Raw genomic sequence first — 23,426 nt, forward strand, 5'->3', positions numbered from 1 at the left:
GGTTTCACGGGGGCGATTCCCTGCCTATCCTGAAGGGACCCCCCGGGTCGCCCCGGCGACTGCACGATGAGGAGGACTCCGTGCCGCTCTCGGAGCACGAGCAGCGCATGCTCGAGCAGATGGAGCGAGCGCTGTACGCCGAAGATCCCAAGTTCGCGTCGGCGCTTGAGGGAAGCGGGCTGCGTACGTACACCCGGCGGCGGGTCTACCAGGCGGTCGCAGGCTTCCTCGTGGGTATCGCGCTCCTCATGGCCGGAATGGTCGCGCAGCTGATCTGGGTCAGCGTGGTGGGTTTCCTCGTCATGCTGGGCTGTGCCGTACTCGCCGTCACCGGCTGGCGCAAGGCCCCGAAGCCGGGCGAGCAGCCCGCGGGCGCCGTCCGCCGCCCGGCGCGACCGAAGCGCTCCATGATGGACCGGATCGAAGAGCGCTGGCAGCGCCGCCGGGACGAACAAGGCCGGTAGCCGTCCGGCGGTTTCCGCGGACGCCGACAGACAACGTGTGAGGGGCGACCACCACCAGGTGGTCGCCCCTCACACGTTGTCTCAGCCCTGCTGTTGCGACGGGCGGCGCAGGCTGGGCCTGGTCGCCGTCACCCGGGTCCTGAGGGCCGACCAGCGACCCGACACCGCCCACAGCACCCGCACCGACGAGCGCGGCAGGAACAGTGCCCGCAACCGTGTGCCGGTGCCCACCGTGCCGCGCAGCCCCTCGATCACCCTGCGCACATCCTCCGCCGCACCCGCCGCCGGGCGCGGCCGAGGCGCGTACAGCACCTGCTCCACCGCGTCCGCGACCCGGTGCACCGCGGCACCCGCCGCCGGATCCAACCGCCCGAGGTCGACGATCCGGGCGGCCGCCCTGCGCGGGGTCAGCGAGTCGTCCGGCGTGATGCTGTGGTCCCAGGCGCTGTCCGTCAGCTCCCGCCAGGCCGCCAGGGTGTGCGCCGCCGCGCCCTGCTCGGTCCGGGCGTGCGCGCCCAGCCGTACCGACCGCACCCGCATCCGCCACAGCAGCGGCGACAGCGGAATCGCCAGTACCACCAGCGCGGTCAGGCCGATCAGCAGATACCACCACGGGCCCGTGCCACCGCCGCCGCTGTGCGGGGCCGCCACGGCGGAGGCGGTGTCGCAGCCCTGCACCTTGATCAGCTGGGGCGTGCAGCTCTGGCTCGGCGAGGCCGCCGCCGAGGGTGCCGTGGACGACTGGTGCGACGGCAGGCCCTGATCGGGCAGCGAGGTGCCGGGCGTGTTCGAAACGGTGTACGACGGCGTGGTGCCGCGGGTCGGGGTCGGCTCGAAGCGGGTCCAGCCCACGCCCTCGAAGTACAGCTCGGGCCAGGCGTGCGCGTCCTTCTGGTTCACCGCGACCGTGCCGTCGGCCTGCGGGGTGCCGGGCGCGAAGCCCACCGCGACCCGGGCCGGGATGCCGAGGGTGCGGGCCATCGCCGCCATGGAGAAGGAGAAGTGGACGCAGAAGCCCTGCTTCTTCTTCAGGAAGTTCGCGATGGCGTTCGGACCGCGGCCGACCTCCACCTGGGTGTCGTACTGGAAGCCGCCCGAGACGGCGAAGTAGTCCTGGAGCTTGACCGCCTCCTCGTAGTGGTTGCGGGCGCCCGCCGTGATCTCCTTGGCGGTCTTGGCCACCACCTGCGGCAGCGCGGACGGCACCTTCGTGTACTCGCGCTTCAGGGCCGCCGGCGGCTCCGGCGCCGTGGCCAGCTGCTCGGCCGTGGGTCGCACGTCCAGGCTGGTGACCTGGTAGGTCGCACCGCGCGTGGTCTGGCCGCGGTCGCCGACGAGGGTCATGCCGACCGGCTCGTAGCGCCAGCGGCCGCCGATCCTCACTTCGCTCGGCGGGTACGGCATCGGCAGCCAGTCCTGGGCGTACCAGTCCGACGCCGAGACCGTGGTCGTCACCGCGCCGCGCTTGACGTCCGCGGCGAGGCCGATGGGTGTGGGGAACTTGTCCGGTACGCCGACGATGTGCCGCTGGGCCGGTTTCCAGCTGGTGCCGTCGAAGTCGTCCAGGGAGACGATCCGCAGATACAGGTCCGAGATGTCGTTCGTGCTGGTCTTCAGGGACAGCACCTGGCGGTCGTTGTCCGTGTTCAGGCTGTCGCGCAGCGACACCAGCGGGTTGACTGCGGAGATCGTGCCGCCGTTGCCGTTGCCCGTTCCTATGCCCGTGCCGGCGCCGTCGAGCAGGCCGCCCTGCATCGCGGGCAGAGCGAGCGGCACGACCAGGGCCGCGCCGAGCGCGACCGCGCCGATCCGGCGTCCGGTGCGCACCGGGGCCACCGCCCCCGCCTCCGGGGAGCCCGGGGAACGGGCGGCGCCGCCGAAGACCCGGCCCCACTGCGCCAGCCGGTCCCGGCCCTCCGCGAGCAGCAGCATCAGATAGCCGGCCGAAGCCACCAGGAACCACAGCCAGTCGGCCCCGCCGTCGGACAGCCCGGCGGCCACCGAGTACAGCGCGAGCAGCGGCAGTCCGGCCGGGGCCGCGCTGCGGAACGTGACGGCAAGGGTGTCCACCAGCAGGCCGATCAGCAGGACGCCGCCGATCAGCATCAGCTTGATGCCATCGGTGAGCGGCGCGGGTATCGCGTACTCGCTGACGTCGTTGGAACCCTGCTGGAGCAGGTCGGCGAAGTGCCGGATGGCGTTCGGGCCGGGGACCAGCCCGATGATCGCGTACTCCCGCGCGAAGACCAGGGTCAGCAGCACCAGGGTGACCAGCGCCTGTGCCGCCACGGTCAGCGGCCGGCCCAGCGGCACCCGGCGGGCCGCCGCGCCCACCCCGGTCTGCACGGCCACCAGCGGGACCAGCTGCAGCAGCCAGGTCGGCTCGGCCACCAGGGGCAGCAGCGAGCAGGAGGCCATCAGCGTGGCCGCGGCCGCGCACAGTGCCAGTCGTGCCCGCCCGCTCATCCCGTCGCCTCCCCGCTCACGGCGGCCAGACCCGACCGCTCCCGGTCCGCCTGCAGCCACAGCGCGTTCAGTGCGGCGCCGCGCGGCACGCTCAGCGCCGTCCAGCCCGCCTCGCGCAGCATGCGCAGCCGCTCGGCGTGCCGGTCGCCCGGCCGGGGCACGTCGGTGGCCTCCCGCACCCAGGTGTCCGGGTCCAGCACGAAGGCGACGGCACCGCCGCTGCGCCGGCTCATCTTGGCGACGCTCGCGGCCTGTTCCTCGTCCAGGTCGCCCAGGAAGGCCACCAGCAGCCCCTCGTTGCCGCCGCGCAGCACGTCGTACGCCCGGGACAGGCCCGTGCCGTCGGAGTGGTCGATCACCGCGAGGGTGTCCATCATCAGCCCGGCCGCCTCCGCGCTCTCCTGGCCGGTGCCGGCGAACCCGTCGGCACCCTCGCCGGGCACCATGCTGCCGCTGTCGGTCAACAGCCGTACCGAGAAGCCCCGTTCGAGCATGTGCACCAGCACCGAGGCGGCGCCGGAGACGGCCCACTCGAAGGCCGAGTCGGGGCCCGCGCCCTCGTAGGCGCCGCCCCGGGTGTCCAGCAGGACGGTGCACCTGGAGCGCCGGGGCTGCTCCTCGCGCCGCACCATCAACTCGCCGTAGCGCGCGGTGGACCGCCAGTGCACCCGGCGCAGGTCGTCGCCGTAGCGGTAGCCGCGCGGGATCACGTCGTCCTCGCCCGCCAGGGCGAGCGAGCGTTGCCGCCCGTCGCCGTACCCCTTCGCCTCGCCGCTGAAGCGGACCGGTGTGAGCGGCTCCACGCGCGGGATGACTGTGAGGGTATCGAACGTCGAGAAGGAACGGGTGAGTTCGCACATCCCGAACGGGTCCGTCAGCCGCAGCTGGAGCGGGCCCAGCGGGTAGCGGCCGCGCAGGTCGGAGCGGACCCGGTAGGACACCTCGCGGCGGCCGCCCGGCTCCACCCGGTCCAGCACGAACCGGGGACGGGGCCCGAGGACGTACGGCACCCGGTCCTGGAGCATCAGCAGGCCGGTGGGCAGCCGGGAGACGTTGTCCATCCGCAGGTGCACCCGGGCCTCGCTGCCGGCCGGCACGCGCGCGGGGGCGAGGCGGCGGGTGCCGGCCACCCGGTAACGCGTGCGGTACACCACCGTCGCGCAGATCAGGGGCAGCGAGGCCAGCAGCAGGCCGACCCGCAGCAGATCGCTCTGGCCCAGGACGTACGCGCAGATCGCGGCTGCGATACCGGCCGCCAGGAAGGAACGGCCACGGGTCGTCAGGCCCTCCAGGGCCGTACGGACGCCGCCCGTCTCCCCGCGGTCGGACTCCGCCTGCCCGGTCCCCCCGGCACTCATCACAGACTCCGCGGGGGCTGCTGGGGATACGCCGGGACGTTCCGGCCGAGGCCGCCGAAGCCCGGTGACTGCTGTCCCGGAGCCGCGGGCACCGGGGTGTGCTGGAGGATCTCCCGCACGACCTGCTCGGCCGTACGGCGGTTCAGCTGGGCCTGGGCCGTGGGCAGCAGGCGGTGCGCGAGGACGGCGACGGCGAGCGCCTGGACGTCGTCCGGCAGGGCGTACTCCCGGCCGGCCAGGGCCGCGGAGGCTTTCGCCGCGCGCAGCAGATGCAGCGTCGCGCGCGGGGAGGCGCCGAGTCTGAGGTCGGGGTGGGTGCGCGTGGCGGCGACCAGCTCCACCGCGTACCGCCGGACCGGCTCGGAGACGTGCACCCCGCGCACCGCCTCGATCAGCTTCACGATCTCGTGCGCGTGCGCCACCGGCTGCAGGTCCTCCAGCGGGCTCGCTCCGCCGTGGATGTCGAGCATCTGCAGCTCGGCCTCCACACTCGGGTAGCCGACGGAGACGCGGGCCATGAAACGGTCGCGCTGGGCCTCGGGCAGCGGGTAGGTGCCCTCCATCTCGACGGGGTTCTGCGTGGCCACCACCATGAACGGGCTGGGCAGTTCGTACGTCTGCCCGTCGATGGTGACCTGCCGCTCCTCCATGGACTCCAGCAGCGCCGACTGGGTCTTGGGCGAGGCGCGGTTGATCTCGTCGCCGATCACGATCTGCGCGAAGATGGCGCCCGGCTTGAACTCGAAGTCCCGGCGCTGCTGGTCCCAGATGGACACACCGGTGATGTCCGAGGGCAGCAGGTCGGGCGTGAACTGGATGCGCCGCACAGAGCAGTCGATGGACCGTGCCAGCGCCTTGGCCAGCATCGTCTTGCCCACGCCGGGGACGTCCTCGATCAGCAGGTGGCCCTCGGCGAGCAGCACGGTCAGCGCGAGCCGTACGACCTCGGGCTTGCCCTCGATCACGCCTTCCACCGAACCGCGCACCCGCTCCACCGTGGCGGTCAGATCAGTGAGGCTCGCTCGATCGTCATAGGTCGTCACCCGGCCCTCCTCGGCCCGTTCTTTCCGGGCCGACGCTGCTTGCGAAACCGGCCCACCCCGAAACACGGACACCACGCCGGAAAGGTTCCGCGTGACGTCACACCCGCATTCTTGCCGCCGTTACCGATTCGTGTCACTCGCCTGTGGACAACTGCCCGCACGATGTCGGTCTTACGTCTTTTTCGACCGCATTTTCGATACGGGGGTGGCGGGATGCTTTCGGGGTGGCCGGCCGGTTCGCCCGGTCAGGCCGGGTCGACCTCGCGCAGCAGACCGGTGCGCACGTCGAACACGAAACCGCGCACGTCGTCGGTGTGCAGCAGGAACGGCGAGGTGCGCACGCGCTGCATGGACTGGCGGACGTCCTGGTCGACGTCCCGGAAGGCCTCCACCGCCCAGGCCGGCCGCTGGCCGACCTCCATCTCCAGGTCGTGCCGGAAGTCCTCGGTGATGGACTCCATGCCGCAGCCGGTGTGGTGGATGAGCACGACGCTGCGGGTGCCGAGCGCCCGCTGGCTGATGGTCAGGGAGCGGATCACGTCGTCGGTGACGACACCACCGGCGTTGCGGATGGTGTGACAGTCACCGAGCTCCAGGCCGAGCGCGGCGTGCAGGTCGAGGCGGGCGTCCATGCACGCCACGACGGCGACCCTCAGGACGGGACGGGCGTCCATGCCCGGGTCGGTGAACTCGGCGGCGTACGTCTGGTTGGACTCCACCAGGCGATCCGTCACGGTGCCGCTGTCGGGTATGGCGCCTTCGGATCCAGTGGGAACTGCTGCGGAAGTCGTCATACTCATGACGTTACTGGTCACGCCCGGTCCTGGCTCTCTGTGAGAGGGGACAAAGAACGTCATCGCGGCTTGTTGTGAGCTAACCCACAGGGAGGGCAAACCTGCTCCGGGCGGGTGAATCCCGCCGAATTGCGGTCCCCGCCGCGATGCGGTAGGCGACGCGCAGGCCGGTTGATTGACCGCGAGACAGGGTGGACTAAAGTGGCGCGAAGCGGGAGACGCGGCTCTCCCTGCTGGTGAAACCCCCGGAGACCCCGGACCGCATCCGGACCGTCTCCCCACGTGCGCGGCGCGTACGTACGGCTCGGCCTCCTCCCGCTCCCGGTCCGGCAGACGCTTCCGGCGCCGGCAGGCCTCCCCCTCACGAGCTGGCGGGGACCCGGCGGTGCGTACGGCCCTGCCGGAAGATGAGAGGCCCCCTTGAGCCAGAGTCGACACGTCCCGGTGATGCTCCAGCGGTGCCTGGACCTGCTGGCGCCCGCCCTGGAGCGCCCGGGAGCGGTGGTCGTCGACTGCACCCTCGGCCTCGGCGGACACAGCGAGGCGCTGCTCGCCCGGTTCCCCGAGGCGCGGCTGATCGGACTCGACCGGGACAAGGAGGCGCTGCGGCTGTCCGGCGAGCGGCTGGCGCCCTTCGGTGAGCGCGCCACGCTGGTGCACGCCGTCTACGACGAACTGCCCGAGGTACTGCACCGGCTGCGCATCGCGCGCGTGCAGGGCGTTCTGTTCGACCTCGGGGTCTCCTCCATGCAGCTGGACGAGGCCGACCGCGGCTTCGCCTACGCCCAGGACGCGCCCCTGGACATGCGCATGGACCAGACGACCGGCATCAGCGCCGCCGAGGTCCTCAACACCTATCCGGCGGGCGAACTCGTGCGCATCCTGCGCGCGTACGGCGAGGAGAAGCAGGCCAAGCGGATCGTGGCCGCGATCGTCCGGGAGCGCGAGAAGGAGCCGTTCAGCAACAGCGCGCGCCTGGTCGAGCTGATCCGGGACGCCCTCCCGCAGGCCGCCAAGCGCACCGGCGGCAACCCCGCCAAGCGCACCTTCCAGGCGCTGCGTATCGAGGTCAACGGTGAACTGGCCGTCCTGGAGCGGGCGATCCCGGCGGCGGTGAAGTCCCTCGCCGTCGGCGGGCGGATCGCCGTGCTGTCGTATCACTCGCTCGAAGACCGGCTGGTCAAACAGGTGTTCGCGGCCGGTGCCGCGTCCACCGCGCCGCCCGGGCTGCCGGTGGTGCCCGAGCGCTACCAGCCGCGGCTCAAGCTGCTCACCCGGGGTGCCGAACTTCCCACCGAGGAAGAGGTCGCCGAGAACCGCCGGGCCGCACCGGCCCGGCTGCGCGGTGCCGAGCGCATCAGGGAGGACGCCGAGTGAGGGAGACGGGTCGGTTGGATTCCCGGACTCACGTAGGGGGTCGTGCGGATTTCCGAGTTCATCGGGGGAGCCGTGAGTAGGAAACCCGTACTGAGGGGGCGGGCCGCGCGGCTCGCCCGGCTCTTCCCGGCAGGCCGTGCGCGGGCCGCCCGCGCGCCGTTCGTGCTCCTGGTCGTCCTGCTCCTCAGCGGCGGCCTCATCGGTCTGCTGGTGCTGAACTCCGCGCTCAGCGAAGGCTCGTTCAAACTCGCCGACCTGCAGAAGCAGACGAAGAGCCTCACCGACGAGGAGCAGGCCCTCCAGCGGGACATCGACGCCTACTCGTCCCCCGACGCCCTCCAGCGCCGCGCCCGCGAACTCGGCATGGTCCCCGGTGGCGACCCGGCCTTCCTCGGCTCCGACGGCAAGATCAAGGGCGTCCCGAGCGCCGCGAGCCCCGAGCCCGCCGCCCTCACCGCCTCGGTCGCGACCGGGACCCCGACTCCGCCCACCGCCCTCCCCGCGACCCCCGCGCCCGTCCCGGCGGCCCAGGGCCAGCCCCAGCCGCAGCCCGCCGCCGTAACCCCCCAGCCGCAGCCCGCCGCCACAACACCCCAGCCCGCCCCCGCGACCCCCGATCCGGCCGTGGCCGTCCCCCCGCCACCGGCCAACCTCCAGCTCACCCCCACTCCCACCCCGACCCCCGGCAGGTGACGGAAGTGTCCGACAGGGAACCGCCGCGCCGCCGGGTGCCCGGGCCTGCGTCTGCGCTCTGCTCGAGTGACTCGGGTGCGGGGAGCGGTGGCCGTGGCCGTGAGGTGCGCGTGAGGTGGTGCCGGCCGGTCCGGTGCTGTGCTCCGGCGGGTGCTGTGGTGCCGCGTTCGATCGTCCAGTCCATTCCGACCCCGACCCCCGGCAGGTGACGGAAGTGTCCGACAGGGAACCGCCGCGCCGCCGGGTGCCCGGGCCTGCCAGGCCGCCGCGGCCCAGGAGTGCTGCCGTGCGCCGGCAGCCGGGGCCCGGTGCGCGTCCGGTGCGGCGGCCGAGCGGTGCGCGGCCGCCGGCCTACCGGCCCCTCCGGCTCGGCAGCCCGCGGCCCCGGCTGCGCATGGTCAGCCTCACGCTGACCCTGGTGCTGCTCGCCTTCGTGGTACGGCTGCTCCAGGTGCAGGCCGTCGACGCCAGCGCGTACGCCGCGCGGGCCGAGCAGAACCGGTATGTCGTGCACACGCTGGCCGCCGAGCGCGGCGGGATCACCGACCGCAACGGCGTGGCCCTCGCCATCAGCGAGGACGCGTACGACATCACGGCCGATCCGACGATGTTCGGCAGGAAGCAGCTGAAGATCGACGACGGGCCCGAGCAGGCCGCCGCGCTGCTCGCGCCGATCCTCGGGCAGGACCAGGCCGCGATCGTGAAGAAGCTGCGGCCCGAGAACAAGAACTCCCGGTACGCCCGGCTCGCCACCCGGCAGACCCCGCAGGTCTGGAAGCAGATCAAGGACCTGAAGAACGCCCTCGCCAAGAAGGCGGGGACGGACAACAACACCGCCAACGTGCTCGCCGGTGTTTTCGCCGACCCCAGCAGCCAGCGGGTGTATCCGAACGGCGATCTCGCCGCCGGGATACTGGGCTGGGTCAACGCCGACGGCCAGGGCGGCGGCGGCGTCGAGCAGCAGCTGAACAGGCAGCTGGCCGGGAAGGACGGCAAGATCCGTTATGCCCAGTCCGGCGGGCGTGAGGTGCCCACCGCGGGATCGGCGGAGACCCCCGCCGTGCCCGGCTCCGACGTCGAGCTGACCATCGACCGCGACATCCAGTGGGCCGCGCAGAACGCGATCACCGAGCAGGTGCAGAAGTCCAGGGCCGACCGCGGTTACGTGGTCGTCCAGGACACCCGCACCGGGCAGATCCTGGCCATGGCCAACTCGCCGGGCTTCAACCCCAACGACCTGTCGAAGGCCGACGGCGCGGCCATGGGCAACGCGGCCCTCCAGGACGCCTACGAACCCGGCTCCACCGCCAAGGTCATGTCCATGGCAGCCGTGCTGGAGGAGAACGCGGCGACCCCGCTCACCCACGTCGTCGTACCCAACCGGCTGCACCGCGGCGACCGGCTCTTCTCGGACGACGTCGACCACGGCACCTGGTACCTCACGCTCAACGGCGTCCTCGCGAAGTCCAGCAACATCGGCACCATCCTCGCCACCGGCCAGCTCGGCAAGACCCAGCCCGAGGCCAACAAGGTCCTCTACTCGTATCTGCGCAAGTTCGGCATCGGCAGCTCCACCGGGCTCGGTTTCCCGGGAGAGACGCCGGGCATCCTCGCGCCGTACCAGAAGTGGTCCACCTCGCAGCAGTACACGATTCCTTTCGGCCAGGGCTTCTCCCTCAACGCGATGCAGGCCGCCTCCGTGTACTCGACCATCGCCAACGGCGGGGTCCGGATCCAGCCGACCCTGGTGCGCGGCACCAAGGGCGCCGACGGGCGCTTCACCCCGGCGCCCAAGGCCAAGGAGACGCGGGTCGTCAGCGAGAAGACCGCCAAGACGCTCGCCCAGATGCTGGAGTCCGTCGTGGACGACGAGCAGGGCACCGGCGCCAAGGCGCGTATCCCCGGCTACAACGTCGCCGGTAAGACCGGCACGGCCAACCGCGTGGATCCGGCCACCGGCAAGTACCGCGGCTTCACCTCGTCCTTCGCCGGCTTCGCCCCCGCCGACAACCCCCGGATCACCGTCTACTGCGCCATCCAGAACGCCACCTCGGGCAACTACTACGGCGGCCAGATCTGCGGTCCCATCTACAAGCAGGTGATGGAGTTCGCCCTGAAGACTCTCCAGGTCCCGCCGACCGGGGGGCCGGCCGCCGCCCTGCCCGTCGACTACAAGCCCTGATCAGCACCGGAACACCAGGAACGAACTCGTGACAACGATCACCCCCGACGCCGGGAACCAAGGGGCCGACAGCCCCTCGCTTCGCCCCGGAGCGGCTGCGCCCGGTACGCTCACCGCCGTGCCACACGCTGATCAGTCCCAAACCACCCAGAAGGGCGCTTCCGTGACATATCCGGGACCGCCGCGACCGGCTCAGGTCTCCGCCACACCCCTCGCGGAACTGGCCGATCAGCTGGGTGCCGCCGCTGCGGGGGCCGCCGCCGAGATCACGGGGATCACCCACGACTCGCGCGCCGTCCGCCCCGGCGACCTGTACGCCGCCCTCCCGGGCGCCCGCCTGCACGGCGCGGACTTCGTCACCCAGGCCGCCGGCCTCGGCGCGGCCGCCGTGCTCACCGACCCGACGGGCGCCGAGCGCGCCGCCGCGACCGGGCTGCCGGTCCTCGTCGTGGACGACCCGCGCGCGCGGATGGGCGAACTGGCGGCGACGATCTACGGCCGCCCCGGCCGCGACCTGCTCCAGATCGGCATCACCGGCACCTCCGGCAAGACCACCACGGCCTACCTCGTCGAGGGCGGCCTGAAGACGGTCAGGTCGACCGGCCTGGTCGGCACGGTCGAGATGCGCATCGGCGACGAGCGCATCAAGTCCGAGCGCACCACCCCCGAGGCCACCGACCTCCAGGCACTCTTCGCCGTCATGCGCGAACGCGGTGTCGAGGCGGTCGCCATGGAGGTCTCCAGCCACGCCCTGGTCCTCGGCCGGGTCGACGGCTGTGTCTTCGACATCGCCGTCTTCACCAACCTCAGCCCGGAGCACATGGAGTTCCACTCCGACATGGAGGACTACTTCCGGGCCAAGGCGCAGCTGTTCACCCCGGAACGCAGCAGGCTGGGCGTGATCAACGCCGACGACGAGTACGGCCGTCGGCTCGCGAAGGAGGCCACGGTCCCCGTCGTCACCTTCTCCGCCGAGGGCCACCCCGACGCCGACTGGCGCGCCGAGGACGTCCGGGTCGGCCCCATGGACTCGACGTTCACCGTCCTCGGCCCGAACGGCGAGCGGATCCACGCCAAGTCGCCGCTGCCGGGACCCTTCAACGTGGCGAACACCCTCGCCGCCGTCGTCGCCCTCGCCGCGGCCGGTCTCGACCCGCAGACCGCCGCCGACGGCATCGCCGCCGTCCCGGGCGTCCCCGGCCGTCTGGAGCGCGTGGACGCCGGGCAGCCCTACCTCGCCGTCGTGGACTACGCCCACAAGACCGACGCCGTCGAGTCCGTGCTCAAGGCGCTGCGCAAGGTCACCAAGGGCCGGTTGCACGTGGTCCTCGGCTGCGGCGGCGACCGTGACCAGACCAAGCGCGCACCGATGGGTGCCGCCGCGGCCCGGCTCGCCGACACGGCCGTACTGACCTCCGACAATCCCCGCTCCGAGGACCCGCTCGCGATCCTCGCGACCATGCTCCAGGGCGCCGCCTCCGTGCCCGCGCACGAGCGCGGCGAGGTGCTCCTCTTCGAGGACCGGGCCGCGGCGATCGCCGCCGCCGTGGGCCGCGCCCAGGCCGGCGACACCCTGCTGGTCGCGGGCAAGGGCCACGAGCAGGGCCAGGACATCGCCGGCGTGGTCCGTCCCTTCGACGACCGCCAGGTGCTCCGCGAAGCCATCCAGAAGACCCAGGGATGAAAATCCAGAAGACCCAGGGGATGAACTTGTGATCGCCCTCTCCCTCGCCGAGATCGCAGCAGTCGTCGGCGGGCAGACGCACGACATACCTGATCCGTCCGTCCAGGTCACGGGACCGGTCGTCCGGGACTCCCGCGAGGTGGTGCCCGGCAGCCTGTTCGCCGCCTTCGCCGGCGAGCGCGTGGACGGCCACGACTTCGCACCGCAGGTCGTCGAGGCGGGCGCGGTCGCCGTACTGGCGTCGCGCCCCGTCGGCGTGCCCGCGATCGTGGTCGAGGACGTCCAGACCGCCCTCGGTGCCCTCGCCCGGCACGTCGTACGGCGGCTCGGCGCGGCCCTGGTCGCCCTGACCGGCTCGGCGGGCAAGACCAGCACCAAGGACCTGATCGCGCAGGTGCTCCGGCGCAAGGCGCCGACGGTCTTCACGCCCGGCTCGCTCAACAACGAGATCGGCCTGCCGCTGACCGCCCTGTCGGCCACCGAGGAGACGCAGTTCCTCGTGCTGGAGATGGGCGCCCGGGGCATCGGGCACATCCGCTACCTGACCGACCTGACCCCGCCGAGGATCGGCCTGGTCCTCAACGTGGGCACCGCCCACATCGGCGAGTTCGGCGGCCGGGAGCAGATCGCCCAGGCGAAGGGGGAGCTGGTCGAGGCGCTGCCTCCGGCCGAGGACGGCGGTGCGGCGATCCTCAACGCCGACGACCCGCTGGTCCGGGCCATGGCCTCCCGTACCAAGGCGAAGGTGGTCCTTTTCGGAGAGTCGGCCGAAGCGGACGTACGCGCCGAGAACGTGCGACTCACGGACAGCGGACAGCCCTCCTTCAGGCTTCTCACACCCTCCGGTGCATGCGATGTGACCATGCGCCTGTACGGTGAGCACCACGTGTCGAACGCGCTCGCCGCGGCCGCCGTCGCCCATGAGCTGGGCATGTCCGCGGAAGAGATCGCCACCGCGCTCTCCGAGGCGGGCTCCCTCTCCCGCTGGCGCATGGAGGTCACCGAGCGGCCGGACGGCGTGACCATCGTCAACGACGCCTACAACGCCAACCCCGAGTCCATGCGGGCCGCCCTCCGGGCGCTCGCGGCCATGGGCAAGGGGCGCCGCACGTGGGCGGTGCTCGGCAAGATGGCCGAGCTGGGGGACGAGGCGCTCGCCGAGCACGACGCCGTCGGACGGCTCGCCGTCCGGCTCAACGTCAGCAAGCTCGTCGCCGTCGGGGGGATTGAGGCCTCCTGGCTGCAACTGGGCGCATATAACGAGGGTTCGTGGGGTGAGGAGTCGGTGCACGTGTCCGACGCACAGGCGGCGATCGACCTGTTGCGCAGCGAGTTGCGCCCGGGGGACGTCGTGCTCGTGAAGGCGTCCCGTTCGGTGGGTCTGGAGAGCGTTGCCCAGGCGCTCGTCGAGACCGGTGCCGAGGGCGAGGTTGCCGCCCGATGATGAAGCAGATCCTGTTCTCAGGAGTCATTGGCCTCTTCCTGACGCTGATCGGCACGCCGCTGCTGATCAAGCTCCTCGCCCGCAAGGGCTACGGCCAGTACATCCGTGACGACGGCCCGCGCGAGCACGCCAGCAAGCGCGGTACGCCGACCATGGGCGGCATCGCCTTCATCCTGGCGACGATCGCCGCGTACTTCCTGAGCAAGCTCATCACGGGTTACCCGCCCACCTACTCCGGCATCCTGGTCCTCGGCCTGATGTTCGGCATGGGCCTGGTCGGCTTCCTCGACGACTACATCAAGATCGTCAAGCGGCGTTCGCTGGGCCTGCGGGCCAAGGCGAAGATGGCCGGCCAGCTGATCGTCGGCATCAGTTTCGCCGTGCTGTCGCTGATGTTCGCCGACGCGCGCGGCCACACCCCGGCCTCCACCAAGCTGTCCTTCATCACCGACTTCGGCTGGACGATCGGCCCGGTGCTGTTCGTCGTCTGGGCGCTGTTCATGATCCTCGCGATGTCGAACGGCGTGAACCTCACCGACGGTCTGGACGGTCTGGCCACCGGAGCCTCCGTGCTGGTCTTCGGCGCCTACACGTTCATCGGCGTGTGGCAGTTCCAGGAGTCCTGCGCCAACGCGCAGACGCTGACCAACCCGGCCGCCTGCTACGAGGTGCGCGACCCGCTCGACCTCGCGGTGATCGCCTCCGCGCTGATGGGCGCCTGCCTGGGCTTCCTGTGGTGGAACACCTCGCCGGCGAAGATCTTCATGGGCGACACCGGTTCGCTCGCGCTCGGCGGTGTCCTGACCGGTCTGGCCATCCTCTCCCGCACGGAGCTGCTGCTGGCCATCATGGGCGGCCTGTTCGTCCTGATCACCATGTCGGTCGTCATCCAGGTCGGCTCCTTCCGGCTCACCGGCAAGCGCGTCTTCCGGATGGCGCCACTCCAGCACCACTTCGAACTCAAGGGCTGGTCCGAAGTCCTGGTGGTGGTCCGATTCTGGATCATCCAGGGCATCTGTGTGATTGTCGGACTGGGCCTCTTCTATGCAGGATGGGCAGCGGACAAGTGACCTCCACCTCGGAGCTCTTCGACTTCCAGGGCAAGCACGTCACCGTCGCCGGGCTCGGTGTCTCCGGCGTCCCGGCGGCCAAGGTGCTGCACGCGCGCGGGGCGATCGTCACGGTCGTCAACGACGGCGACGACGCACGCGCGCGTGAGCAGGCCGCGGAGCTGGAGGCGCTCGGGATCACCGTGCGCCTCGGCGACGGGGCGACCCTGCCGGAGGGCACCGAGCTGATCGTCACCGCGCCCGGCTGGAAGCCCGGCAAGCCCCTGTTCACCGCGGCGGCCGAGGCGGGCGTGCCGGTCTGGGGCGACGTCGAGCTGGCCTGGCGCCTGCGCGGCCCCGACGCGGCGCCCTGGCTGGCCGTGACGGGCACCAACGGCAAGACCACGACCGTGCAGATGCTCGCGTCCATCCTGAAGGCCGCGGGCCTGCGCACGGCCGCCGTCGGCAACATCGGCGTCTCCCTGCTGGACGTGGTCCTCGGCGAGGAGCGGTACGACGTTCTCGCGGTCGAGCTCTCCAGCTACCAGCTGCACTGGGCGCCCTCGCTGCGCGCCCACTCGGCGGTCGTCCTCAACCTCGCCCCGGACCACCTCGACTGGCACGGCTCCATGGAGGCCTACGCCGCCGACAAGGGCCGTATCTACGAAGGCAATCGGGTCGCCTGCGTCTACAACGTGGCCGACAAGCTCACCGAGGAGCTGGTGCGCGAGGCCGATGTCGAGGAGGGCTGCCGGGCGATCGGCTTCACCCTCGGCGCCCCCGCGCCCTCCCAACTCGGCGTCGTGGACGGGATCCTGGTCGACCGCGCCTTCGTGGAGAACCGGCAGAAGAACGCCCAGGAGCTGGCCGAGGTCTCCGACATCAACCCGCCGGCCCCGCACAACATCGCCAACGCCCTTGCCGCGGCGGCCCTCGCGCGCGCCTTCGGGGTACCGGCCAAGGCCGTACGCGAGGGCCTCAGGGCCTTCCGGCCGGACGCCCACCGCATCGCGCACGTCGCCGACATCGACTCCGTGGCATACGTGGACGACTCCAAGGCCACCAACACACATGCCGCCGAAGCCTCGTTGGCGACATATGAGTCGATTGTATGGATTGCGGGCGGTCTGGCGAAGGGCGCGGCCTTCGACGAGCTGGTCGCCAAGTCGGCGAAGCGACTTCGCGGCGCCGTCCTGATCGGCGCCGATCGTGCCCTGATCCGCGAGGCCCTCGCGCGACACGCCCCGGAAGTACCCGTCGTGGACCTCGACCGGACCGACACTGGGGCGATGCTGCAGGCGGTGACGGAAGCCAAGCGGCTCGCGCAGCCCGGTGACACGGTGCTGCTCGCCCCGGCCTGCGCCTCCATGGACATGTTCACCAACTACAACCAGCGCGGTGACGCGTTCGCGGCGGCGGTCCGCGAACTCGGAGCCTGACCCCGGCCGCCTGCCGGGCGGATCTTGGGAGGGACGCGTGGGACGGTCGACGTTCGGTGGAGGCGCCGATGCCCAGTAGCCGTACCGGAAAGCCGCCCGCACGGGGGGCGTCCCGTCCGCGTCCCGCCGTCCCCCCGCGCGAGAGTGCCGTCCAACGGCTCTACGACCGTGCCCGCAAGGCCTGGGACCGCCCGCTGACCGCCTACTACCTGATCCTCGGCGGCAGCGTGCTGATCACCGTGCTGGGCCTGGTCATGGTCTACTCGGCCTCCCAGGTCACCGCGCTGCAGATGTCGCTGCCGGGGTCGTACTTCTTCCGCAAGCAGCTGCTGGCCGCCGTGATGGGCGGCGTACTGCTGTTCGTGGCCTCCCGCATGCCGGTGAAGCTGCACCGCGCGCTGGCCTACCCGATGCTGGCCGGTGCCGTCTTCCTGATGGCCCTGGTGCAGGTGCCGGGGATAGGGATGGCGGTCAACGGCAACCAGAACTGGATCTCCCTCGGCGGCTCCTTCCAGATCCAGCCGAGCGAGTTCGGCAAGCTGGCCCTGGTGCTGTGGGGTGCGGACCTGATCGCGCGCAAGCAGGAGCGGAAGCTGCTGACCCAGTGGAAGCACATGCTGGTGCCGCTGGTGCCGGTCACCTTCCTGCTGCTCGGGCTGATCATGCTCGGCGGCGACATGGGCACCGCGATCATTCTCACGGCGATCCTGTTCGGCCTGCTGTGGCTCGCCGGGGCGCCGACGAGACTGTTCGTCGGGGTCCTCCAGATCGCCGTTCTGATCGGTTTCGTCCTGATCAAGACCAGCCCCAACCGGATGGCCCGGCTCGCCTGCATCGGCGCCACGCAGCCCAGGACGGGCGGCGCCGACTGCTGGCAGGCCGTGCACGGCATCTATGCTCTCGCCTCCGGCGGACTCTTCGGCTCCGGTCTCGGCGCAAGTGTGGAAAAATGGGGGCAACTCCCGGAAGCCCACACCGACTTCATCTTCGCGGTCACCGGTGAGGAACTGGGCCTGGCGGGGACGCTGTCGGTACTGGCCCTGTTCGCGGCTCTAGGCTATGCGGGTATCCGCGTGGCCGGACGCACGGAGGACCCCTTCGTGAGGTACGCCGCGGGAGGCGTGACCACCTGGATCACCGCCCAGGCGGTGATCAACATCGGTGCGGTGCTCGGCCTGCTGCCGATCGCCGGCGTCCCCCTCCCGCTGTTCTCCTACGGAGGGTCCGCCCTGCTGCCGACCATGTTCGCCATCGGGCTGCTGATCGCTTTCGCGCGCGACGAGCCCGCTGCGCGGGCGGCGCTTGCGATGCGGCAACCCCGCTTTGGTAGAAAGCGGGGTACTGGGGGCTCCGGGTCCGGTCGGAGTCCCCGGAGATGGAACACGATGCGACGGCGTGCCTCGGTGGCGCGTTCGTCCGGAGAGCGGTGAATTTCGGTGCATGTCGTACTCGCCGGTGGGGGGACCGCCGGCCACATCGAGCCCGCGCTCGCCCTCGCGGACGCCCTGCGCAGGCAGGACCCGACCGTGGGGATCACGGCCCTGGGCACGGAGCGCGGCCTGGAGACCCGGCTCGTCCCGGAGCGCGGCTACGAGCTGGCGCTGATCCCGGCGGTGCCGCTGCCCCGCAAGCCCACCCCAGAGCTGATCACCGTTCCCGGCCGGCTGCGCGGCACGATCAAGGCCGCCGAGCAGATCCTGGAACGCACCAAGGCGGACGTGGTGGTCGGTTTCGGCGGTTATGTCGCCCTACCCGGCTATCTGGCTGCCAAGCGCCTCGGTGTGCCCATCGTGATCCACGAGGCCAACGCCCGTCCCGGCCTGGCCAACAAGATCGGCTCGCGGTACGCGGCCCGGGTCGCCGTCTCCACTCCGGACAGCAAGCTGCGCGACGCCCGCTACATCGGCATCCCGCTGCGTCGGTCCATCGCCACCCTGGACCGCGCCGCCGCCCGTCCCGAGGCCCGCGCGATGTTCGGGCTCGACCCGAACCTGCCGACGCTGCTCGTCACCGGCGGCTCGCAGGGGGCCCGGCGCCTCAACGAGGTCGTCCAGCAGGTCGCGCCGTGGCTCCAGCAGGCCGGCATTCAGATCCTGCACGCGGTCGGCCCGAAGAACGAACTGCCGCGGGTGCAGCAGATGCCGGGAATGCCCCCCTATATCCCGGTAAGTTACCTGGACCGGATGGACCTCGCGTACGCCGCGGCCGACATGATGCTCTGCCGCGCGGGCGCGATGACCGTCGCCGAACTCTCCGCCGTCGGACTCCCGGCCGCCTACGTCCCGCTGCCCATCGGCAACGGCGAACAGCGGCTCAACGCCCAGCCGGTGGTGAAGGCCGGCGGCGGACTCCTCGTCGACGACGCGGAGCTGACGCCCGAGTGGGTGCAGCAGAACGTCCTGCCCGTGCTCGCCGACCCGCACCGGCTGTACGAGATGTCCCGCGCGGCAAGCGAGTTCGGCCGCCGGGACGCCGACGAGCTGCTCGTCGGCATGGTGTACGAGGCGATCGCCTCGCGCCGTTAGGACCGTATGACGAAAGGGCAGTGAGCGTGGCCGGACCCTCCACCGCCGAGCGCGGTGAACGCAAGCAGGAGTCGTCCGGCCCGCCGTCCGCCCGCCGGTTGGGACGACCCCGCCTTCGTGCGATGGTCATCCTGGCCGTCGTTCTCGTGCTCCTCGGGGCCGGTACCACTTGGGTGTTGTACGGCTCGGCATGGCTGCGCGTCGGGCATGTCTCGGTGTCCGGCACGCGGGTGCTGACTCCGGCAGAGGTCCGCGAGGCGGCCGACGTACCGGTCGGGGCACCCATGATTTCCGTCGACACGGATGCCATCGAAGCCCGACTTCGCCGGAAATTGCCCAGAATTGACACCGTTGACGTCGTCCGCGCCTGGCCGCATGGAATCGGTCTGAAAGTGACCGAGCGCACCCCGGTGCTGCTGGTCCGAGACGATGAGGGCTTCGTCGAAGTCGATGACGACGGTGTCCGTTTCGCCACGGTCCCGCAGGCGCCGAACGGCGTTCCTTTGCTGGAATTGTCCCTTTCCCGGTCGGGTTCGGGTGCCGCGAGCAACCGGCGCTTCGGTGCCGACCGGCTGGTGCGCGAGGCGGTCCGGGTCGCCGGCGATCTCCCGGGCGCCGTGGCGAAGGCCACCCGGAGCGTTCAAGTCCGTTCCTACGACGCCATCTCGCTGGAGTTGGCCGACGGCCGCACGGTGGCATGGGGCAGTGCCGAAAACGGCCGCGCCAAGGCACGGGCCCTCACGGCACTCATGAAAGCAGCTCCCGGCGCGCGGCACTTCGACGTCGGCGTTCCCACCGCCCCGGCGTCATCGGGGAGTTGACGCACATCAGCGCAGGCCAGCACCCTGGTTGGGCACTGCTACGGCTGATCACATAGGGTGAAAAGAAAAACGGGAGGTTCGGCGTGTTCGTTGAACGGGCGCCACTTGTCGACTTAGTGTCCTGTTCAGAGAACTCCAGGGAACAGACACACTGGTAACCCTAAACTTCAGGGTTAGGGTTCGGGTCGGCGCTACGGACCGTCCCATTCGGCATCCGTCGTCCCGGCGCGGGGCACCGCCCGGCGGCGACAACGTAATTCGAGGCGAGAGGCCTTCGACGTGGCAGCACCGCAGAACTACCTCGCAGTCATCAAGGTCATCGGTGTCGGCGGCGGTGGTGTCAATGCCATCAACCGGATGATCGAGGTCGGTCTCAAGGGCGTCGAGTTCATCGCCATCAACACCGACGCGCAGGCGCTGTTGATGAGCGACGCCGACGTCAAGCTCGACGTCGGCCGGGAACTCACCCGAGGACTCGGCGCAGGAGCGAACCCGGCCGTCGGCCGCAAGGCCGCCGAGGACCACCGCGAGGAGATCGAGGAGGTCCTCAAGGGGGCCGACATGGTCTTCGTGACGGCCGGTGAAGGCGGCGGCACCGGCACCGGCGGCGCACCCGTCGTGGCCAACATCGCGCGTTCCCTCGGTGCCCTCACCATCGGCGTGGTCACGCGCCCGTTCACCTTCGAGGGACGGCGCCGCGCGAACCAGGCCGAGGACGGCATCGCCGAGCTGCGCGAAGAGGTCGACACCCTCATCGTGATCCCCAACGACCGGCTGCTGTCCATCTCGGACCGCCAGGTCTCGGTCCTTGACGCCTTCAAGTCCGCCGACCAGGTCCTGCTCTCCGGTGTCCAGGGCATCACGGACCTCATCACCACCCCCGGCCTGATCAACCTCGACTTCGCCGACGTGAAGTCGGTCATGTCCGAGGCCGGTTCGGCCCTCATGGGCATCGGTTCCGCCCGCGGCGACGACCGCGCGGTGGCCGCGGCCGAGATGGCGATCTCCTCGCCGCTGCTGGAGGCCTCCATCGACGGTGCCCGCGGTGTGCTGCTCTCCATCTCCGGCGGATCCGACCTCGGCCTGTTCGAGATCAACGAGGCCGCCCAGCTGGTCAGCGAGGCCGCCCACCCCGAGGCCAACATCATCTTCGGCGCGGTCATCGACGACGCCCTCGGTGACGAGGTGCGGGTCACCGTGATCGCGGCCGGCTTCGACGGCGGCCAGCCACCCGCCCGCCGGGACAACGTCCTCGGCTCGGCCTCGACTTCGACGTCCTCCCGCCGCGAGGAGCCTGCGGCGCGGCAGACCGAGCCCAGCCGGCCGACCTTCGGCTCGCTCGGCAGCGTGACGCCGAAGGAGGAGCCGGAGCCGGCGCCCGAGCCGGTGGCCGACGTCCCGACCGCCCCGCCGGTGACGCCGTCGCCGCGGACCTACTCGGACAGCGCGGCCGAAGAGCTGGACGTCCCGGACTTCCTGAAGTGATAGGACGGCGCGAGAGCGTGAGCGGCGCGCACTTCGCCTTCACCGACCGGTGGGGTGGGGTGAGCGCCGCTCCGTATGAGGAGCTCAACCTCGGCGGCGCGGTCGGCGACGCCCCCGAGGCCGTACGGGCCAACCGGGACATCGCGGCCAAGTCGCTCGGCCTGGACCCGGGCCAGGTCGTCTGGATGAACCAGGTGCACGGTGCCGACGTGGCCGTGGTGGACGCCCCCTGGGGCACGGGGAGCCCGGTACCGGAGGTCGACGCGATCGTCACCGCCCGCCGGGGGCTCGCCCTCGCCGTCCTCACCGCCGACTGTGTGCCGGTGCTGCTGGCCGATCCCGTCGCCGGGGTCGTTGCGGCGGCGCACGCGGGCCGGCCGGGCATGGTCAAGGGGGTCGTCCCGGCGGCCGTACGGGCCATGACCGAACTCGGCGCCGAACCGGGCCGGATCGTCGCCCGCACCGGACCGGCCGTGTGCGGGCGGTGCTACGAGGTGCCGGAGACGATGCGCGCCGAGGTGGCGGCCGTAGAGCCGGCGGCGCACGCTGAAACGAGCTGGGGCACGCCGGCGCTCGACGTGAGCGCCGGGGTGCACGCGCAGCTCGACCGGCTCGGGGTGCGCGACCGGGCGCAGGCGCCGGAGTGCACGCTGGAGTCGGACGATCACTTCTCGTACCGCCGGGACCGCACGACGGGGCGGCTCGCGGGCTATGTGTGGCTGGACTGATGAGGCATGACGGACCGTAAGACCGAACTCGCCGGAAATCTGGCGAAAGTGGAGGAGCGCATCACCGCCGCGTGTGTGGCGGCCGGGCGCAAGCGGGAGGAGGTGACCCTGATCGTGGTCACCAAGACCTACCCGGCGAGCGATGTGCGGATCCTGTCGGAACTCGGTGTGCGTCATGTCGCCGAGAACCGTGACCAGGACGCGGCGCCGAAGGCCGCCGCGTGTGCGGATCTGCCGCTGAAATGGCACTTTGTCGGTCAATTGCAGACCAACAAGGTCCGTTCCGTGGTCGGTTACGCCGATGTCGTGCAGTCCGTGGACCGCGCCCGGCTCGTCACCGCGCTGTCGAACGAAGCGGTGCGGGCGGAGCGTGAGGTGGGCTGCCTGATCCAGGTGGCGCTCGACGCGGGCGTGAGCGGCCGGGGCGAACGCGGAGGCGTGGCCCCGGGCGGAATCGAAGAGTTGGCCGACCTCGTCGGCCGGGCGCCGGGACTACGGCTCGACGGGCTGATGACCGTCGCTCCGCTCACCGGGCAGTACGCGGGACGCGAACAGGCGGCGTTCGAGCGGCTCATGGATTTGTCGACTGACCTGCGCCGGGCCCATCCGGCTGCAACCATGGTGTCGGCAGGGATGAGTGCGGACCTCGAACAGGCCGTGGCCGCCGGTGCGACACATGTGCGCGTCGGCACTGCGGTACTCGGAGTCCGCCCCAGGCTCGGGTAACGTCGCCAGGAAGTCGGACCACAGCAGAAAATATGGTCAGTGCCTGTCAAGGCGGGCGCAACGACCTCGTGGATCGCGGGCACTTGGCAGTCGTCAGCCGATCCACCACAGAGCGGAGGACTCAGAGAATGGCCGGCGCGATGCGCAAGATGGCGGTCTACCTCGGCCTCGTGGAGGACGATGGGTACGACGGCCGCGGTTTCGACCCCGACGACGACTTCGAGCCGGAGCTGGACCCGGAGCCCGAGCGGGACCACCGACGGCATGAATCTTCACACCAATCGCACGGCGCACATCAGTCCCAAAGGGACGAAGAGGTGCGAATCGTGCAACCGCCTGCGCCGCGCGAGCCGGTGGCCCGTTCGACTTCGCTCGCCGCGGAATCCGGACGTCCGGCGCGCATCGCGCCCGTGGCATCCATCACACAAGAACGTCAGTCCCTCGAGAAGAACGCACCGGTGATCATGCCCAAGGTTGTGTCCGAGCGAGAGCCTTACCGGATCACCACGCTTCACCCCCGGACCTACAACGAGGCCCGTACCATCGGGGAACACTTCCGTGAGGGCACCCCGGTGATCATGAATTTGACTGAGATGGACGACACAGATGCGAAGCGACTTGTCGACTTTGCGGCCGGTTTGGTGTTTGGTCTTCACGGCAGCATCGAGCGGGTGACGCAGAAGGTGTTTCTGTTGTCTCCTGCTAACGTCGATGTCACGGCGGAGGACAAGGCCCGCATCGCAGAGGGCGGGTTCTTCAACCAGAGCTGAGACACAAGAACCGGATCGAAGTTCGGAAGACACGGAACAGGGGAGAGGGAAGCGCAGGCCATGAGCGTGTTCGTTCTGGTGGTGCACACCGCGCTGCTGGCATTCCTCGCCGTGCTCATCTTCCGGCTGGTCATGGATTACGTGTTCCAGTTCGCCCGCTCGTGGCAACCCGGCAAGGCGATGGTGGTCGTACTGGAGGCCACCTACACTGTCACCGATCCACCGCTGAAGCTTCTGCGGCGGTTCATCCCGCCGCTGCGTCTCGGGGGCGTGGCGCTCGACCTGTCCTTCTTCGTGCTGATGATCATCGTCTACATCCTCCTCACCATCACGGGGAACTTTGGAGGATGAGCATGGACGATACGGTCTTGCCGACTG

20 protein-coding genes are annotated in these 23,426 nt (G+C 70.8%); 16 read left to right on the forward strand and 4 right to left on the reverse strand.

Annotated elements, in window-relative coordinates:
• Nucleotides 1-80 precede the first annotated feature (80 nt).
• Entirely contained in the window at nucleotides 81-464 is a 384-nt protein-coding gene (locus ACWC0C_RS20925) for a DUF3040 domain-containing protein (protein WP_449196079.1), read from the forward strand.
• An 81-nt stretch (nucleotides 465-545) separates the two neighbouring features.
• Here the strand turns inward: ACWC0C_RS20925 and ACWC0C_RS20930 are convergent, their stop codons facing one another.
• From ACWC0C_RS20930 to ACWC0C_RS20945, 4 genes are all read right to left on the reverse strand, one after another.
• Complete coding sequence (locus ACWC0C_RS20930) at nucleotides 546-2,930, reverse strand: transglutaminase TgpA family protein (protein WP_450865205.1); 2,385 nt, start codon at nucleotides 2,928-2,930, stop codon at nucleotides 546-548.
• Nucleotides 2,927-4,288, reverse strand: coding sequence for a DUF58 domain-containing protein (locus tag ACWC0C_RS20935; protein WP_450865206.1), 1,362 nt, complete (start codon nucleotides 4,286-4,288; stop codon nucleotides 2,927-2,929). The genes ACWC0C_RS20930 and ACWC0C_RS20935 overlap by 4 nt, the downstream gene beginning before the upstream one ends.
• Nucleotides 4,288-5,331, reverse strand: coding sequence for an AAA family ATPase (locus ACWC0C_RS20940; protein WP_450865207.1), 1,044 nt, complete (start codon nucleotides 5,329-5,331; stop codon nucleotides 4,288-4,290). The genes ACWC0C_RS20935 and ACWC0C_RS20940 overlap by 1 nt, the downstream gene beginning before the upstream one ends.
• A gap of 245 nt (nucleotides 5,332-5,576) precedes the next feature.
• Complete coding sequence (locus tag ACWC0C_RS20945) at nucleotides 5,577-6,125, reverse strand: beta-class carbonic anhydrase (protein ID WP_449196075.1); 549 nt, start codon at nucleotides 6,123-6,125, stop codon at nucleotides 5,577-5,579.
• Nucleotides 6,126-6,545: 420 nt separating this feature from the next.
• Between ACWC0C_RS20945 and rsmH the strand changes: the two genes are divergently transcribed.
• From rsmH to ACWC0C_RS21020, 15 genes are all read left to right on the forward strand, one after another.
• Nucleotides 6,546-7,502 carry a 16S rRNA (cytosine(1402)-N(4))-methyltransferase RsmH gene (rsmH, locus tag ACWC0C_RS20950; protein ID WP_450865208.1) on the forward strand — a complete coding sequence of 319 codons (957 nt, stop codon included), beginning with the start codon at nucleotides 6,546-6,548 and terminating at the stop codon, nucleotides 7,500-7,502.
• 72 nt (nucleotides 7,503-7,574) lie between these two features.
• Nucleotides 7,575-8,195 carry a septum formation initiator family protein gene (locus ACWC0C_RS20955; RefSeq protein WP_450865209.1) on the forward strand — a complete coding sequence of 207 codons (621 nt, stop codon included), beginning with the start codon at nucleotides 7,575-7,577 and terminating at the stop codon, nucleotides 8,193-8,195.
• 214 nt (nucleotides 8,196-8,409) lie between these two features.
• The gene (locus ACWC0C_RS20960; protein ID WP_450865210.1) at nucleotides 8,410-10,377 is read left to right on the forward strand and encodes a peptidoglycan D,D-transpeptidase FtsI family protein; all 1,968 of its coding nucleotides are present in this window, start codon (nucleotides 8,410-8,412) and stop codon (nucleotides 10,375-10,377) included.
• Between the two features lie 28 nt (nucleotides 10,378-10,405).
• The gene (locus tag ACWC0C_RS20965; RefSeq protein ID WP_450865211.1) at nucleotides 10,406-12,061 is read left to right on the forward strand and encodes a UDP-N-acetylmuramoyl-L-alanyl-D-glutamate--2,6-diaminopimelate ligase; all 1,656 of its coding nucleotides are present in this window, start codon (nucleotides 10,406-10,408) and stop codon (nucleotides 12,059-12,061) included.
• A 28-nt stretch (nucleotides 12,062-12,089) separates the two neighbouring features.
• Nucleotides 12,090-13,505, forward strand: a complete 1,416-nt coding sequence (locus tag ACWC0C_RS20970) for a UDP-N-acetylmuramoyl-tripeptide--D-alanyl-D-alanine ligase (RefSeq protein WP_450865212.1) — start codon at nucleotides 12,090-12,092, stop codon at nucleotides 13,503-13,505.
• Nucleotides 13,502-14,575 carry a phospho-N-acetylmuramoyl-pentapeptide-transferase gene (gene mraY / locus ACWC0C_RS20975; protein ID WP_449196069.1) on the forward strand — a complete coding sequence of 358 codons (1,074 nt, stop codon included), beginning with the start codon at nucleotides 13,502-13,504 and terminating at the stop codon, nucleotides 14,573-14,575. Before ACWC0C_RS20970 ends, mraY begins: the two co-directional genes overlap by 4 nt.
• On the forward strand, nucleotides 14,557-15,993 hold the full coding sequence (murD, locus tag ACWC0C_RS20980) for a UDP-N-acetylmuramoyl-L-alanine--D-glutamate ligase (RefSeq protein WP_450865213.1): 1,437 nt from the start codon (nucleotides 14,557-14,559) through the stop codon (nucleotides 15,991-15,993). Before mraY ends, murD begins: the two co-directional genes overlap by 19 nt.
• Before the next feature lie 68 nt (nucleotides 15,994-16,061).
• Entirely contained in the window at nucleotides 16,062-17,423 is a 1,362-nt protein-coding gene (gene ftsW, locus ACWC0C_RS20985; RefSeq protein WP_449196067.1) for a putative lipid II flippase FtsW, read from the forward strand.
• Between the two features lie 6 nt (nucleotides 17,424-17,429).
• A complete protein-coding gene (gene murG / locus ACWC0C_RS20990; RefSeq protein ID WP_449196066.1) occupies nucleotides 17,430-18,518 on the forward strand; it encodes an undecaprenyldiphospho-muramoylpentapeptide beta-N-acetylglucosaminyltransferase in 1,089 nt (362 codons plus the stop codon).
• A 26-nt stretch (nucleotides 18,519-18,544) separates the two neighbouring features.
• Nucleotides 18,545-19,339 carry a cell division protein FtsQ/DivIB gene (locus ACWC0C_RS20995; RefSeq protein WP_450865214.1) on the forward strand — a complete coding sequence of 265 codons (795 nt, stop codon included), beginning with the start codon at nucleotides 18,545-18,547 and terminating at the stop codon, nucleotides 19,337-19,339.
• Between the two features lie 279 nt (nucleotides 19,340-19,618).
• Nucleotides 19,619-20,824, forward strand: a complete 1,206-nt coding sequence (gene ftsZ, locus ACWC0C_RS21000; protein ID WP_449196064.1) for a cell division protein FtsZ — start codon at nucleotides 19,619-19,621, stop codon at nucleotides 20,822-20,824.
• Nucleotides 20,821-21,552, forward strand: coding sequence for a peptidoglycan editing factor PgeF (gene pgeF, locus ACWC0C_RS21005; protein ID WP_450865215.1), 732 nt, complete (start codon nucleotides 20,821-20,823; stop codon nucleotides 21,550-21,552). Before ftsZ ends, pgeF begins: the two co-directional genes overlap by 4 nt.
• Before the next feature lie 6 nt (nucleotides 21,553-21,558).
• On the forward strand, nucleotides 21,559-22,278 hold the full coding sequence (locus tag ACWC0C_RS21010) for a YggS family pyridoxal phosphate-dependent enzyme (protein WP_450865216.1): 720 nt from the start codon (nucleotides 21,559-21,561) through the stop codon (nucleotides 22,276-22,278).
• 128 nt (nucleotides 22,279-22,406) lie between these two features.
• Complete coding sequence (locus tag ACWC0C_RS21015; RefSeq protein WP_066992671.1) at nucleotides 22,407-23,048, forward strand: cell division protein SepF; 642 nt, start codon at nucleotides 22,407-22,409, stop codon at nucleotides 23,046-23,048.
• 60 nt (nucleotides 23,049-23,108) lie between these two features.
• On the forward strand, nucleotides 23,109-23,399 hold the full coding sequence (locus ACWC0C_RS21020) for a YggT family protein (RefSeq protein ID WP_449196061.1): 291 nt from the start codon (nucleotides 23,109-23,111) through the stop codon (nucleotides 23,397-23,399).
• The last annotated feature ends 27 nt before the right edge of the window (nucleotides 23,400-23,426 follow it).

The organism is Streptomyces sp. NPDC001709, assembly GCF_053596375.1.